Annotated in this window: 12 protein-coding genes; 7 read left to right on the top strand and 5 right to left on the bottom strand. The window is 62.5% G+C overall.

Features of this window, described 5'->3' with window-relative positions; genetic code table 11:
- On the bottom strand, positions 1–946 hold a 946-nt coding region (locus KBA32_RS01485), incomplete at its 3' end, for a response regulator (protein ID WP_294354211.1).
- Between the two features lie 234 nt (positions 947–1,180).
- Here KBA32_RS01485 and KBA32_RS01480 point away from each other — a divergent pair.
- The 6 genes from KBA32_RS01480 (at position 1,181) to mnhG (ending at position 7,341) form a co-directional block, all read left to right on the top strand.
- Entirely contained in the window at positions 1,181–4,060 is a 2,880-nt protein-coding gene (locus KBA32_RS01480) for a monovalent cation/H+ antiporter subunit A (protein WP_294354207.1), read from the top strand.
- Positions 4,060–4,395: a Na+/H+ antiporter subunit C gene (locus tag KBA32_RS01475; protein WP_294354205.1), complete on the top strand. Its 336-nt coding sequence runs from the start codon at positions 4,060–4,062 to the stop codon at positions 4,393–4,395. Before KBA32_RS01480 ends, KBA32_RS01475 begins: the two co-directional genes overlap by 1 nt.
- A gap of 61 nt (positions 4,396–4,456) precedes the next feature.
- The gene (locus KBA32_RS01470; RefSeq protein WP_294354200.1) at positions 4,457–6,079 is read left to right on the top strand and encodes a monovalent cation/H+ antiporter subunit D; all 1,623 of its coding nucleotides are present in this window, start codon (positions 4,457–4,459) and stop codon (positions 6,077–6,079) included.
- Positions 6,076–6,564 (top strand): Na+/H+ antiporter subunit E, encoded by a 489-nt coding sequence (locus KBA32_RS01465; protein WP_294354198.1) that lies wholly within the window; start codon positions 6,076–6,078, stop codon positions 6,562–6,564. The genes KBA32_RS01470 and KBA32_RS01465 overlap by 4 nt, the downstream gene beginning before the upstream one ends.
- A 112-nt stretch (positions 6,565–6,676) precedes the next feature.
- Complete coding sequence (locus tag KBA32_RS01460) at positions 6,677–7,033, top strand: K+/H+ antiporter subunit F (RefSeq protein ID WP_294354195.1); 357 nt, start codon at positions 6,677–6,679, stop codon at positions 7,031–7,033.
- Complete coding sequence (gene mnhG / locus KBA32_RS01455; protein ID WP_294354193.1) at positions 7,030–7,341, top strand: monovalent cation/H(+) antiporter subunit G; 312 nt, start codon at positions 7,030–7,032, stop codon at positions 7,339–7,341. The genes KBA32_RS01460 and mnhG overlap by 4 nt, the downstream gene beginning before the upstream one ends.
- Before the next feature lie 71 nt (positions 7,342–7,412).
- Here the strand turns inward: mnhG and KBA32_RS01450 are convergent, their stop codons facing one another.
- A complete protein-coding gene (locus KBA32_RS01450; protein ID WP_294354190.1) occupies positions 7,413–8,135 on the bottom strand; it encodes a zf-TFIIB domain-containing protein in 723 nt (240 codons plus the stop codon).
- Positions 8,136–8,346: 211 nt separating this feature from the next.
- Positions 8,347–9,231, bottom strand: coding sequence for a universal stress protein (locus tag KBA32_RS01445; RefSeq protein ID WP_294354185.1), 885 nt, complete (start codon positions 9,229–9,231; stop codon positions 8,347–8,349).
- A gap of 228 nt (positions 9,232–9,459) precedes the next feature.
- On the opposite strand from KBA32_RS01445, the gene KBA32_RS01440 reads away from it, so the two are divergent.
- Entirely contained in the window at positions 9,460–10,473 is a 1,014-nt protein-coding gene (locus KBA32_RS01440; protein WP_294354181.1) for an aldo/keto reductase, read from the top strand.
- 39 nt (positions 10,474–10,512) lie between these two features.
- Here the strand turns inward: KBA32_RS01440 and KBA32_RS01435 are convergent, their stop codons facing one another.
- Positions 10,513–11,667, bottom strand: a complete 1,155-nt coding sequence (locus KBA32_RS01435; RefSeq protein WP_294354179.1) for a histidine kinase — start codon at positions 11,665–11,667, stop codon at positions 10,513–10,515.
- Positions 11,660–12,814, bottom strand: coding sequence for a nitric oxide-sensing protein NosP (nosP, locus tag KBA32_RS01430; protein ID WP_294354173.1), 1,155 nt, complete (start codon positions 12,812–12,814; stop codon positions 11,660–11,662). Before nosP ends, KBA32_RS01435 begins: the two co-directional genes overlap by 8 nt.
- Between the last annotated feature and the right edge of the window lie 339 nt (positions 12,815–13,153).

Below are 13,153 nucleotides of genomic sequence, written 5' to 3'. Positions count from 1 at the left end.
CGACGCGTTGCTCGTCGAGCAGGTTGCGCGTCAGCGACAGGTAGTCGTCGACCTTCAGCATCGACGATCGCTGCGTGCGCTCGACCACGCGCTTCAGGGTGCTGATGACCTTTTCGCGGTCGCCGGCCACCTCGGCGATCTTGCGCAGCCGATCGGTGTTGGTCGATGAAGTGATCGACGACGCGCGTTCAAGCAGTTCGATGGCTTTCTGGAACTCGCCGGCATCCTCGTGAATCCTGGCGAGCAGGTCGTAGACCGAGAGGAACTCGGGGTATTCCTCGTTCAGTTGGTAGGCTTCGTCCTTGGCTTCGTCGTACTTCTTCTCGCGCTGCAACATCATCGCGTAGCCCATGCGCGCCCAGGGCACGGCCTGCGTCGCCGCGATCGACTGATAGATGGCGGTGGCTTCCTCTGCGCGCCCGAGTGCAATGAGCGATTCGGCCTTGATGCGCAACGCGTCGAGCGCGTAGCGTGGCGTTACATGGATGGCGCGGTCGCAGGCGTGGATGGCGTCTTCGTGCGCGCAGACTTCGAGATGGTCGAAGACGTGGCGCAGCGCCTTCTTCTTTCTCAAGGCGCGGTCGAGGCGCGTGGCGAGTTGCCCCGGCGTGTAGGGCTTGACCAGATAGTCGTCAGACGCGAACTCGGCCGCGGCGACGACGTGGTTGTACTTGCGCTCGGCGGTGGCGATCATGAACACGCTGCGCAGCGGCAGGATGTGCAGGAAGCGCAACTCCTCCAGCAGCTGCTGGCCGTCGCGCTTGTCGTCGAGATGATGGTCGCAGATGATGATGTCGTAACCGGCGTTGCGCGCCATGCGCATCAGTTCGGAAGCGTTGGCGGCCATCGACACGGACGTCGCGCCGATCACCGACAGCAGCTCGCGCATCCAGGTGCGGATGCTGACGTGCTGGTCGGCGATCAGAATACGGAGTCCGTGGAGCATTCGGTGAGGGGGCCTGAAAACGTCGAGTTTGCCAGTCCTCGATGCATTGCGTTGGGGGGGGGCTATCAAGCCAGGACTCGGGGCGTTGCCGCATTCTACGGCAACGCGTCCGCGAAACAGCCCCGATGAGGTTCCCCTGGCTGCGCCATGCGTCAGCTTTCTTTTCCGGGTAGGATTTTCCACTACGAGGAGTCGCGGGCAAAAAGCTTCCTCGGTAAGTTAAACTTCAGGGCTATGGAGCTCTTCCTGATTGTCCTGCTTCCCTTTCTGGGCAGCCTCTGCGCGGCATTTTTGCGTTCCAGCGCGCGCAATGCGGAAGCGTGGCTGGCGGGGCTGGTCGCGCTCGCCGTGTCGGTGCTCGTCGCCAGTCTGTATCCCCAGGTGGTCGCCGACGGCGTGGTGCGCCTGACCGTTCCCTGGGCTCCGGTACTCGGGCTGGATTTCCAGTTGCGCATGGACGGCTTTGCCTGGCTGTTCGCGATGCTGGTGGCCGGCATGGGCACGCTGGTCGTGCTCTACGCTCGCTATTACATGTCGGCGGACGACCCTGTGCCGCGGTTTTTTTCGTTCTTTCTCGCTTTCATGGGCGCGATGCTCGGCGTCGTGCTCTCCGGCAATCTGATCCAGTTGGCGATGTTCTGGGAACTCACCAGTCTTTCCTCGTTCATGCTGATCGCCTACTGGCACCATCGTGGCGAGGCGCGGCGCGGTGCGCGCATGGCGTTCATCGTTACGGGTGCGGGCGGTCTGGCGCTGTTCGGCGGCGTCTTGCTGCTCGGGCAGATGGCCGGTGGCTACGATCTGGATGTCGTGCTCGCGGCGGGGGATTCCCTGCTCGGCCATCCGGGCTATCCGGCAGCGTTGTCGCTGATCGTGCTCGGTGCCCTGACCAAGAGCGCGCAGTTTCCGTTTCATTTCTGGTTGCCGCACGCGATGGCCGCGCCGACCCCTGTTTCCGCCTATCTGCACTCGGCAACGATGGTCAAGGCTGGCGTCTTCCTGCTTGCGCGGTTGTGGCCGGTGTTGGCCGGGAGCGATGCATGGTTCTGGATCGTCGGCGGAGCAGGGCTGTGCTCGCTGTTGCTCGGCGGCTACATGGCGATCTTCCAGCAGGACATGAAAGGCGTGCTTGCCTATTCGACGATCAGCCACCTCGGGCTCATTACCTTGCTGCTCGGCATGAACAGCCGGCTGGCGCTGGTTGCGGCAGTGTTCCACATCGCGAACCACGCGACCTTCAAGGCGACGTTGTTCATGGCCACCGGCATCGTCGATCATGAAACGGGTACGCGTAACCTGCAGCGCTTGTCCGGCCTCTACCGTGCCATGCCGATGACTGCCGCGCTGGCCATGGTGGCGGCCGCCGCGATGGCCGGTGTTCCGTTGCTCAACGGTTTTCTGTCGAAGGAAATGTTCTTCGCCGAGACGGTGTTCCTCGACCGCCCGGGCTGGCAGCAAGTGACGTTGCCGCTCGCAGCAACGCTCGCCGGGATGTTTAGCGTGGCCTATTCGCTGCGTTTCATCCACCAGGTTTTCCTCGGGCCGCCGCCGAACGATCTGCCGCGCGCGCCGCATGAACCGACCCGCTGGATGCTGCTGCCGAGCGCCTTGCTGGTCCTCGCCTGCGTGTTGGTCGGCATTTTCCCGGCGTTGACCGTCGGCCCGTTTCTTGAGCTGGCCACCCGAGCCATCCTCGGTGAGGCGTTGCCGTCGTACGATCTGGCCGTCTGGCACGGCTTCAATCTGCCGCTTTACATGAGCATGGCTGCGCTCGCCGGCGGTGCATTGCTGTATCGCGTGTTTTTGCGACGCACCGGCGACACGGTGCCGGTGCTTGAACACATCGACGGCAAGCGCATGTTCGATTCCTTCTTGCTGGCGATCACGCGCGGGGCCAGTGCGACGATGCAGCGTATCTGGTCCGAGCGTTTGCAGGTGCAGTTGCTTGTCGTCTTTGTGCTCGCCTTGAGTGCCGCATTGCTGACGGCGCTGGCCGGAACGACGGCGTGGGGCGAGCGTTCCCTGTTGCCCGTCGATCCGGCGTTCGCACTGTTGTGGATGATCGGTGCGGCCTGCGCGCTGGGTGTCGCGTGGATGGCCAAGTTCCATCGCCTGGCTGCGCTGATCATGTCCGGAGGCGCCGGGTTGGCGGCCTGCCTGACCTTTGTCTGGTTCTCCGCGCCAGATCTGGCTTTGACGCAATTGACCGTCGAAGTGGTAACCGTGGTGCTCATCCTGCTCGGGCTACGCTGGCTGCCGCGTCGGGATCAACATTACGGCAGGGAACGCGGGCCGGCGCCAACCACGCAGTTGCGTCGGGTGCGCGATGTAGTCATTGCGACTGCCTGCGGAATCGGCCTGGCTGGTCTCGCTTATGCAGTTTTGAGCCGTCCGGACGTGGATGGCATCTCGCCGTTTTTCATTGAGCAGGCGTTGCCGCTAGGCGAAGGGCTCAATGTGGTCAACGTCATCCTGGTCGACTTTCGGGGTTTTGATACCTTCGGCGAGATCACGGTGCTCGGTATCGTCGCGCTCAGCGTGTTTGCGCTGCTGCGCCGCTTCCGCCCGGCGCCGGAAAGCGTGCCGTTGCCACGCCAGCAAAGCGAACAGGATGAGGCTGGCGCGGTGGAGGCGTTCGATCCCGCGGCCACGTTGCCGCCGGGTTACCTGATGCTGCCTGCGGTGCTTGTGCGCCTGCTGTTGCCGGTGGCGATGCTCGCGTCGGTGTTTTTCTTTCTGCGTGGACACAACGCCCCCGGCGGCGGCTTCGTGGGCGGGCTCATGCTGGCGGCGGCGGTCATCATGCAGTACATCGTTGGCGGTACGCTGTGGGTCGAGTGGTATCTGCGAGTTCGGCCGCTGGCCTGTATCGCCCTCGGGCTGTTATGCGCCGTCGCGGCAGGGCTCATGGCGTGGAGTGTTGACACCACGTTCCTGACCAGCCAGTCGTGGCACGGCTCGTTCCCCGTGCTCGGCGAGATCCATCTGTCGAGCGTGCTGCTTTTCGATCTCGGGGTCTATCTGCTGGTTTTCGGTGCCACCGTGCTCATGCTCGTGGCGATTGCCCACCAGTCCCTGCGCGGTGCGGCGCGCAGGCCAAACGGAGTGCCCTGATGGAAATCGTACTTTCTGCAGCGATTGGTGTTCTTGGTGGTGCCGGTGTCTACCTGCTGCTGCGTCCGCGCACCTTTCAGGTCATCATGGGGCTGTCGCTCCTTTCCTACGCGGTCAATCTCTTCATTTTTGCCATGGGGCGCTTGCGCATCGACGCCATGCCGCTGATTGATCCGGTACGCGCCCTGTACACCGATCCGGTTCCACAGGCGCTCGTACTCACGGCCATTGTCATCGGCTTCGCTTGCACGGCGCTCTTTCTTGTTGTGTTGCTGGCCTCGCGCGGTTTGAATGGCACAGACCACGTTGACGGGCGGGAGCCGGAGGCCGGTTGATGTCGGGGCGTTACGCAATGATCGTCATTCAGCTTTCCACTGATTTTTCGGAGAGCGGATCATGACTGGCTGGCAACTCCATTGGCCGATCCTGCCCGTTCTGATTCCCTTCTGCGCGGGGGCTGTGCTGCTGATGCTCCGCGATACCCGGCACGGCGCGCGAGCGATGCTGGCCGTCGGCGCGACCTTGGCTCAACTCGTCGTCGCGGGGATTTTGCTCGCCATGACCGGTGGCATGATTGAAGCAGCCTGGGCGGGTGAGGCGGGCGTGTATGCCGTTGGAAGCTGGTCTGCGCCGTTCGGCATCGTGCTCGTGGTCGATCGTCTGGCGGCGGTCATGTTGACTTTGTCGTCCTTCCTCGGGCTGACGACGCTGATCTACTCCTTTGCCCGATGGGAGCGCGCGGGGAGCCATTACCTGTCGCTCTTCCAGTTTCTGCTTATGGGGTTGAGCGGCGCTTTCCTGACTGGCGACATCTTCAACCTGTTTGTCTTCTTCGAGGTCATGCTCACCGCATCCTATGGCCTCGTATTGCACGGATCGGGACCGCTGCGCGTCAAGTCGGCCATGCACTACATCGTGGTGAATCTGGTGGCCTCGGCGTTGTTCCTGCTGGCCGCCGCGTTGATTTACGGCGTGACCGGCACCTTGAACATGGCCGAGCTGGCGCAGCGTGTGGCACAGCTGGACGGCGCCGAGCGCAGCCTGTTCGACATTGGTGCGGCGCTATTGGGGATCGTCTTCCTGGTCAAGGCAGGGGCCTGGCCGCTGAATTTCTGGCTACCCGCCACCTATGGTTCCGCCACGCCGCCCGTGGCGGGTGTGTTCGCGGTGCTGACCAAAGTCGGGGTGTACGCACTCCTGCGTTTTTCCGTTTTGCTGCAAGAGGTTGGCGCACCGGCACCCTTCGAAGGCGACTGGCTGTTTTTCTGCGGGCTCGCGACGATCGCCGCGGGGTCTTGTGGCGTGCTTGCCGCGCAAAAGCTCGATCGTTTGGCCGGCTTCCTGGTGATCGTTTCCTCGGGGACGCTGCTGGCGGCCTTCGGCTTTGTCGGCACCACGCTCACCGGGCCGGCGCTGTATTACCTGGTCAGTTCGGTTCTCGCCAGCGGTGCTTTCTTCCTGCTGGCCGAGATGGCCGAGCGCAACCGCTCGGCCGCGGCAGATATGCTGGCCATCAGCTTCGAAGCCTTCGGCCTGCAGGATCGGTACGATGCCGAGAACACTTACGAACTGGCTGGCGTGGCCATTCCGGCGGCGATGGCCTTTCTTGGGCTTGCCTTCTTTTCCTGCGCGCTGCTTTTGTCCGGCTTGCCGCCGCTTTCCGGTTTCGTCGGCAAGTTCGCGCTGATTTCGTCAGCCGTTGCCGCGCAACCTCACGCACCGATGGCGCACATCGTATTGTTTGTCGCCGCGCTACTGTTGTCCGGACTGGTCGGCCTGATTGCGCTTTCCCGGATAGGCGTCCGGATGTTCTGGGAGGGCAATCGTCCAACGCCGCGCCTTCAGTTGATCGAGGCAGCACCCGTCGCCTTGCTGCTCTCGTTGTGCGTCGTGCTTACTTTCGCGGCAGGACCGGCGATGACCTTCTTTAACGCCGCCGCACAGTCGCTGCATGACGCGCCGACCTACGTACGCACCGTTTTTCCGCCGCAGGCAAGGGCGGTCGGAGAGGCGCGATGAGATACAGTCCAAACGGGCCGTTGCTGCCGTTCTCCTTGTTGGTGGTCTGGTTGCTGCTCACTCAGGATCTGTCCTTTGCCAACGTTGCGCTTGGCCTGCTTGCCGCCAGCCTGATTACTGTCGGTACCGCTCTTCTGCGGCCTTTGCGTTCCAGGCCCAAGCACCTGTTAACGGCGGTTGCGCTGTGCTGGCAAGTCTTCGTCGATATCGTCCATTCGAATCTCGGCGTCGCGCGCCTCATTCTGAGCGGGACACGACACCCGCCACGGGCGGGGTTCGTGAAGATACCGCTCGACCTGCGCGATCCGCACGGTTTGGCGATGTTGACCATCATCATCACCGGTACGCCGGGCACGGTTTGGGCGGGACACGACACCGCGCGCAACGAATTGAACCTCCACGTTCTCGATCTCGCAGACGAAGCCGCGTGGGTGCAGAAGGTCAAACAACACTATGAACGTCCGCTCATGGAGATATTTGAATGAACCTGAAAAACTCGGTTCTTCACCGAAAAGGCGCAAAGATCACAAAGGTCCGCAAAGAAAATCAAAGCGCTACGCGAACAGCACCTGTCTTCCATCGCTACCCACAGGGTGAATGGTCAAGTACGATCAACCTGTTGTTTCCTTTGCGATCTTTGCGCCTTCGCGCCTTTGCGGTGAGGTTTTCAGGATGAATGCCTTGCTGACGTGGGCAGTGCAGTTCGCACTGGTTTGTTTCGCTCTAGCCATGCTCCTCGCCTTTCTGCGTTTGCTGCGAGGGCCGGCCGCTGAGGACCGCATTCTGGCGCTCGATACGCTGTACGTCTGCAGCATGCTGACCATGCTTGCACTCGGCATCGGTTTCGGGTCGTCGACCTACTTCGGTATTGCGCTGGTCATTGCCTTGTTTGGTTTTGTCGGCTCGGCTGCCTTGGCCAAGTTCCTGCTGCGCGGCGAGGTCATCGAGCCATGAGTGCCGAACATGTCCCGCTTTGGGCCGCGCTGCCGGCCGCCCTGCTTCTCTTTTGCGGCGGTTTGTTCACGCTCATCGGGGCGGTGGGACTGTTCCGCTTCGAGCCGTTCTACGCGCGTATCCATGCGCCAACGCTGGGCGCGTCAATGGGAACATTCTGCGTGGTGTTCGCGTCGATGCTCGTCTCCTCGGCCCTGGCGAATCGGCCCGTTGTTCAGGAAGTGCTGATCGTCGCGTTCATCCTTATCACGTCGCCGGTGACGACCATGCTGCTAATGCGTGCCGCAACCATTCGTTCTCGCATGTGAGCAGGCGCAGACCGCCGCCTCGTTTCGCCATTGCGTAAATGCCTATCGAACCGGCGTGCGGGTGTTGCCGACTACTTGATAAGCAGTTTGCATGCGAGCCCGATGCCGGCGATGACCAGATCGCCGATCTCCATGTCGAGGCCGAGATTCGATGTCGCCTTTCGTCCGGCGCGAGGACTGCGTTGCCGCTCGATTTCAAGCAGCGCCTCGGCCATCGCCTCCGGATCGCGCCGGTTGTTGGCGATTTCCTTCGTGTGGTAGCCGGCGAGCGCCGTCTCGACGGCTTCCTGATCGAGGATGGCGATTGGTGCCGCACAGTGGCTGCAGACCGATTCGGTGCGGATGTCGACCGGCGCGCCACAGCCCGAACAGTGGATCGTGCCGACGCGCGCGGCAAGCGCCTTGACCTCCATCGGCGCCAGCTGGCGGACAAAGCCCTTCTCGATCATGAACTGGGCGAACACGATGAAACGCCCGTGCTTCTGCAGGCAGCGCTGGTAAGTGAAACGGCCGCTTTTGGCGACGTCGAGCACGGGGAGCAGCGCGTCGTTGCAGCGCGGGCATTGCAGCCTGGCCGGGTGTGGCGTGCGCATTTCGTCGCGGTGCGCGTGGATCAGCTTGAACAACTCGATGATCCCGCCTGGGCTGATCTGGTAGCTCTCGAACTCGTCGAACCAGATGCCCTGGCAGGCGAAGCAGAGGTCGAGGTCGACATGGCCGCTGTCGCGTCGTGGCAGCTTGAGGTGCGACATCGGCTGCCGGCAGGCCGGGCAGGCGGTGGAAGTAACGGTCATGGGCGTGTTTTGTGGGCTGATTTGACTGTGAGGCGAGCGGGGCATTGTCCTGAATCGTTCCGGTCATTGTTGGTCGTCGGCGTCACGACGGGCTCGAGATTCGAGCGCCGTCCACCCGCGACCGTGTTGGACTCCGGGTTTGCGGAGGATACCGCAAGGTGATTGATCGGAAAATCGTGCCCGTACCGGTTGCTGGCGGTGCGACCGAGGGTCAGGTCGAGACGAAGACATCGCAGTGCGAACGGTCGACGACGTGGCGGGTGACGCTGCCGACGAACAGGGCTTCGAGAAGTCGATGGCCGCTCCGGGCAAGCACGATCAGATCAAGGACGTGTGTCTGATCATATTCGAGGATGCGGCGGAAAGGGTCGCCTTGCAGTACCGAAAAACGGGTTGTCCCGCTTGGCAAGCCAGCTGCGTCGCTCATGGCGTGCATGTGCGCGAGCGCGTCGTTGCGCGCGCCGACCCGGTAGTGTGTCAGCAGTTTTTCTCCGACCTCGGCGTTCTTCAGTTTTTCGGCGAACGGTGCGTCGAAGGCATGAAGAAGCACGTACTCGGCATTGGGAGCAAGCGCCATGGCTTCATCGATGGAGCGGGACGAAGTCGGTGAGAGGTCAACGGCGACCAGAACGCTTCCGTAGCTTTGGCGGGCAGGCCGCTTGACGATCAGCACCGGGCAACGCGCGTGGCCGATGATTCGTTCCACTGTTGTTCCGACCAGAAGATGCTGAACAGCGCTCTCGCCGGAGTCCCCGCAGACGATCAGATCGGCCGCGGCAGCATCGGCCTGCCGCGTAAGCTCCGATAAAAAGTTGCCCAGGACGACTTGGGGGCGGACGGAGATCTGGTGCCGCTCAAGAAGGCTTGCCGCGAGTTCGTCGAGCTTTTGCCTCGCAGCTTCGACTGCTTCGGCCGTGGAAAGCGGCAGCTTGTCGGACCACAGCAGCTTGAGCGTTTCCATCGGCGGTGGTTCCAAAACGTGCAACAGCGTTAGCATTGCCCCGGTTTCCTTGGAGATCCTTGCCGCACGCTCGACTGCATGATGCGCCGGACCGGAAAAGTCGGTCACTGCAAGGATGCTGGAAAACTTCTTCATGGCTGTCTCCCGGATCAAAGATGTCACGAATGAGCTGTATGCGGGCCGTTTTGCCAGACCTCACGATGAGTATGACCCCGACTATACCGCAAGCCCTGCATGCAGACCTTTGAGGCCGACGGGCCGAATTGCCGGAAAAGGCTTTCAACGCTGCGTCCACGTTGACCCAGGCAAGGCTGGTCCGACATACTCATGCGCCATTCCCGTCACCGCAGGAAGTCCTCGCTCATGCCCATGCACACGCCTTATGCCGCCAACCCCGAGCGTTACACGACCATTTCCTATCGGCGCAGTGGCCGTAGCGGCCTGAAACTGCCCGCCGTCTCGCTTGGCCTGTGGCACAACTTCGGCGGCGTCGACCGCTTTGCAACGGCGCGCGAGGTGGTGCGCACGGCGTTCGACCACGGCATCACGCACTTCGACCTCGCCAACAACTACGGTCCGCCGCCCGGCTCGGCCGAGGAAACCTTTGGCGCCCTGCTGCGCGGCGACCTCAAACCGTATCGCGACGAGCTGATCATTTCCAGCAAGGCCGGCTATACGATGTGGCCGGGGCCGTACGGCGACTGGGGCTCGCGCAAGTACCTGATCGCCAGCCTGGACCAGAGCCTGAAGCGCCTGGGGCTCGACTACGTCGATATCTTCTATCACCACCGCCCGGACCCGGAAACGCCGCTCGAAGAGACGATGGCCGCGCTGGCGCACATCGTCAGCAGCGGGCGGGCGCTCTACGTCGGTCTGTCGAACTATCCGGCCGAGCGGATGCGCGAGGCCGCCGCGCTGTTGCGCCAGCTCGGCACGCCCTGCGTCATTCACCAGCCGCGCTACAGCATGCTCGACCGCCGCATCGAGGCCGCGCTCCTGCCGGCGCTGGCCGATCAGGGCATCGGCTGCATCGCCTTTTCGCCGCTGGCGCAAGGCATCCTCACCGATCGCTACCTGCAGGGCACGATTCCCGAAGACTCGCGCGCCGCGCGCGGCGCCTTCCTCAAGCCCGAGCAGCTGACGGCGGAACGCCTCGATGCCGTGCGCAAGCTGAACGACATCGCCGCGGCGCGCGGGCTGTCGCTCGCGCGCATGGCGTTGGCCTGGGTCTTGCGCCACGCGTCGATGACCTCGGTGCTGATCGGCGCCAGCCGTCCGTCGCAGGTGCTCGACGCGGTGGCGGCGACGCAGGCCGCACCGTTCGAGACCGAGGTGCTGGCCGAGATCGACCGCCTCGTCTCGCCGTTGCAGCCGTAGGCGATCGCCGATCCGCCGACAGCGGCAAGCGGACGTGTTTCATGCCGCAGCCGGGCGTTTGATCGGTAACCGGATGGTGAACGTGGTGCCGGCGCCGGTCTGACTTTGCACGTCGATCCGGCCGCCGTGCTTCTTGACGATGCCGTACGATACGGAGAGGCCGAGGCCGGTGCCCTGGCCGACCGGTTTGGTCGTGTAGAACGGATCGAAGATCCTGGCCATGCGCTCGGGCGGAATCCCCTGGCCGGTGTCGGTGATCGAGATCCAGACCTCGTCGGTCACGCGGCCGCTGCGTAGCGTGATGGTTCCGCGCCCGGTGATCGATTGTGCGGCGTTGAGGAGGATGTTCAGGAATACCTGGTTGATCTGGAACGGCAGGCACTCGACGGCCGGAATGTCGCCCAGCTCGCGCACGATATCGGCCTTGAACCGGACGTCGTTCGACACGATGTTGAGCGTGGCTTCCAGTCCGGCGTGCAGGTCTGCCCCCTGCCAGTCCGGGTTCTCGAGGCGCGAGAAGTCGCGCAGATCCTGCACGATGCGCTGGACACGCTCCGTTCCCTCGATCGACTCGTTGATCAGCGCTGGTGCGTCTTCGCGCAGGAAGTCGATGTCGACCGCGCGGCGGAGTTCACGGATTCTTTGCGCTAACGCGGTATCGTCGGCCATGAGGCTGTCACCCTGTTCATAGACGGAAACCAGTTCCAGCAACGCGGCGATGTAGTCCTTGAGCGTACGCAGGTTGGAACCGACGAATCCGATCGGGTTGTTGATTTCGTGCGCGACGCCGGCCGCCAACTGGCCGATCGAGGCCATTTTTTCCGATTGCAGCAACTGGTGATGCGCATCCTCGAGTTTCTTGATGAGAATCCGCTGTTCTTTCTGCTCGTGCTCAAGCGCCACCAGCGCGCGCTTGCGCTCCTCCATTTCGATCTCCATCTGCGCCTTGGCGTTGTGCAGCGCACGATTGATCTTCTCGTTCTCATGCAGGGATTCTTCAAGCGCTTCCGTACGCTCGCGGACCTGGCTTTCCAGCATCAGCGTCGTCTGGAACATGCCGAAATCGGAGCGCTGATTGCTCGCGCTGCGTTCGGCACGGTTCATCAATGCCGTGACGATCTTGTTCAGGCGCGCAATCTCGTCGCGAAACGCCTGCTCGTCCGATGCCGGTCGATCCGCGCCCGACTCAGACATCGGCTTCATCCCCGCGACCGATCGCAACACCCGTCAGCGTCTGGTTGACGTGGATGCCGTTGAACTGCTCTCCATAGGTACTGAAACCCACGGCATTGTTTGCCATGAGTACGCGACCGGCTTCCTCGCGTTGAGCGTGCTCCGCAAGTTCCATTTTGCGCAGGATGCAGTCGCAAACCAGGATTGCTTGCGTTGGGCCGACTTCGTCGATGAGCTCGTCGAGGGCGTCGCTCATGCCCTTGATCAGGTCGACGCCGCGCGCCACGCGGAATACCAGCCCTTCCTCGATGGCGCAGAAGAAAGTCAGGCTGCCGTCCGGGTTCGCCTTCTGGATCGAGCGGACGTAGTCGGTACCGTCGATCACCACGACGACCGGCGAACTGGCAAAGCGTATCGTGCACAGATCGTCGGGCGGCACGCCGATGACCCGCGCGTATTCCTCGGCGGCGGGGCGTCCGTTGATTTCCTTGACGATGCGATGCTCCGGGTCCGCTTCGGTAACGACGAGACGCTCGTCGAGGCTGACGAAATGCTGGGTCTTGAAGATCTTGAACGGAAACCCGGTGCTGATCAGGACGAGAATCGCGCTGTCGGTCTGGAAGGCACCGTCATGGAACACCCAGGTCCGTGCGAACTCGCCATCGTCGCCGGCGGAGCCGCCAACCAGCGGAATCTTGCCCAGCGCGTTGTGCAGCGTCCAGCCGACCGGCTCCTCGCGTACCGACAAGCCGTCGATCATCAGAAAACCAAAGGAGTTGCTCGCGTTCGCATTCGGCGCGCTCGCCTCGAGGCGTTGCAGCAACGCATGGGCGGTTGCCTGCCCTTGGGAGACGTTGAAATGCTTCAGATCGCCAAGGAATCCGGTGACTGCGATGAAGGAAGAAGCCGGAAAGCTGACACCCGACAGCCCGTGGTCGCGATAGCCTGCCGGCCCGATTTCGCCGGCCGTTGTGCAACCGACCACCGGAATCCCGGCAAAGCAGGCGTCAAGTTCGTCGGCAAGCGCTTCGAGATCGTAGCGGCTCGACGCGAAGAAAAGCACGAGCGCCGTATCCGGCTGCATCACGGCGGCGTGGAACTCACGGACCGCCCCGCGAGCATCCTGCAATGTTGAATGCGCCGAGCGAATATGTCTGGTGCTGGACATGTTCTCTCCTTTCGAAAGACCCGGGTCGATCAGGGAAGCAAGCAGTTCTCTGTCTGAGAGCTGACGCGGCAGTGCGATGTACCGCATGGCGCCAAGACTACCTTATCCGGTTGATCGAAGCTGATTGTGGCAGCATTTTTCAGCCCGAAGGCCGAGTTCTCAACGCTTTCTGGACGATGTAACGCATGGCTTCGTGCGAACGCTTTGTGGGGGCTTTGTAAAAAATTGTGTCCGAGCGCACAATAAAAATCCGCGTTGGTTCTCGGTTGTAAAATATCATACATCGATGATATTTTAGTTCGGCGGAGTGGGCGCTTGGAGAAACAGTGGTCTTTGGAG

The organism is Propionivibrio sp. (assembly GCF_017995515.1).
GTDB lineage: Bacteria > Pseudomonadota > Gammaproteobacteria > Burkholderiales > Rhodocyclaceae > Propionivibrio.
The sequence above is the reverse complement of the archived record's forward strand: the minus strand, read 5'-3'. Positions and strand labels throughout refer to the sequence as shown.

Bases quoted from the DNA above. Each gene is read 5' to 3' on its own strand.
- KBA32_RS01475 (WP_294354205.1), top strand. From the start codon at position 4,060: ATGGAAATCGTACTTTCTGCAGCGATTGGTGTTCTTGGTGGTGCCGGT.
- KBA32_RS01435 (WP_294354179.1), bottom strand. From the start codon at position 11,667: ATGTCTGAGTCGGGCGCGGATCGACCGGCATCGGACGAGCAGGCGTTT.
- KBA32_RS01460 (WP_294354195.1), top strand. From the start codon at position 6,677: ATGGTCAAGTACGATCAACCTGTTGTTTCCTTTGCGATCTTTGCGCCT.
- mnhG (WP_294354193.1), top strand. From the start codon at position 7,030: ATGAGTGCCGAACATGTCCCGCTTTGGGCCGCGCTGCCGGCCGCCCTG.
- KBA32_RS01445 (WP_294354185.1), bottom strand. From the start codon at position 9,231: ATGAAGAAGTTTTCCAGCATCCTTGCAGTGACCGACTTTTCCGGTCCG.
- KBA32_RS01480 (WP_294354207.1), top strand. From the start codon at position 1,181: ATGGAGCTCTTCCTGATTGTCCTGCTTCCCTTTCTGGGCAGCCTCTGC.
- KBA32_RS01440 (WP_294354181.1), top strand. From the start codon at position 9,460: ATGCCCATGCACACGCCTTATGCCGCCAACCCCGAGCGTTACACGACC.
- KBA32_RS01450 (WP_294354190.1), bottom strand. From the start codon at position 8,135: ATGACCGTTACTTCCACCGCCTGCCCGGCCTGCCGGCAGCCGATGTCG.
- KBA32_RS01470 (WP_294354200.1), top strand. From the start codon at position 4,457: ATGACTGGCTGGCAACTCCATTGGCCGATCCTGCCCGTTCTGATTCCC.
- nosP (WP_294354173.1), bottom strand. From the start codon at position 12,814: ATGTCCAGCACCAGACATATTCGCTCGGCGCATTCAACATTGCAGGAT.
- KBA32_RS01465 (WP_294354198.1), top strand. From the start codon at position 6,076: ATGAGATACAGTCCAAACGGGCCGTTGCTGCCGTTCTCCTTGTTGGTG.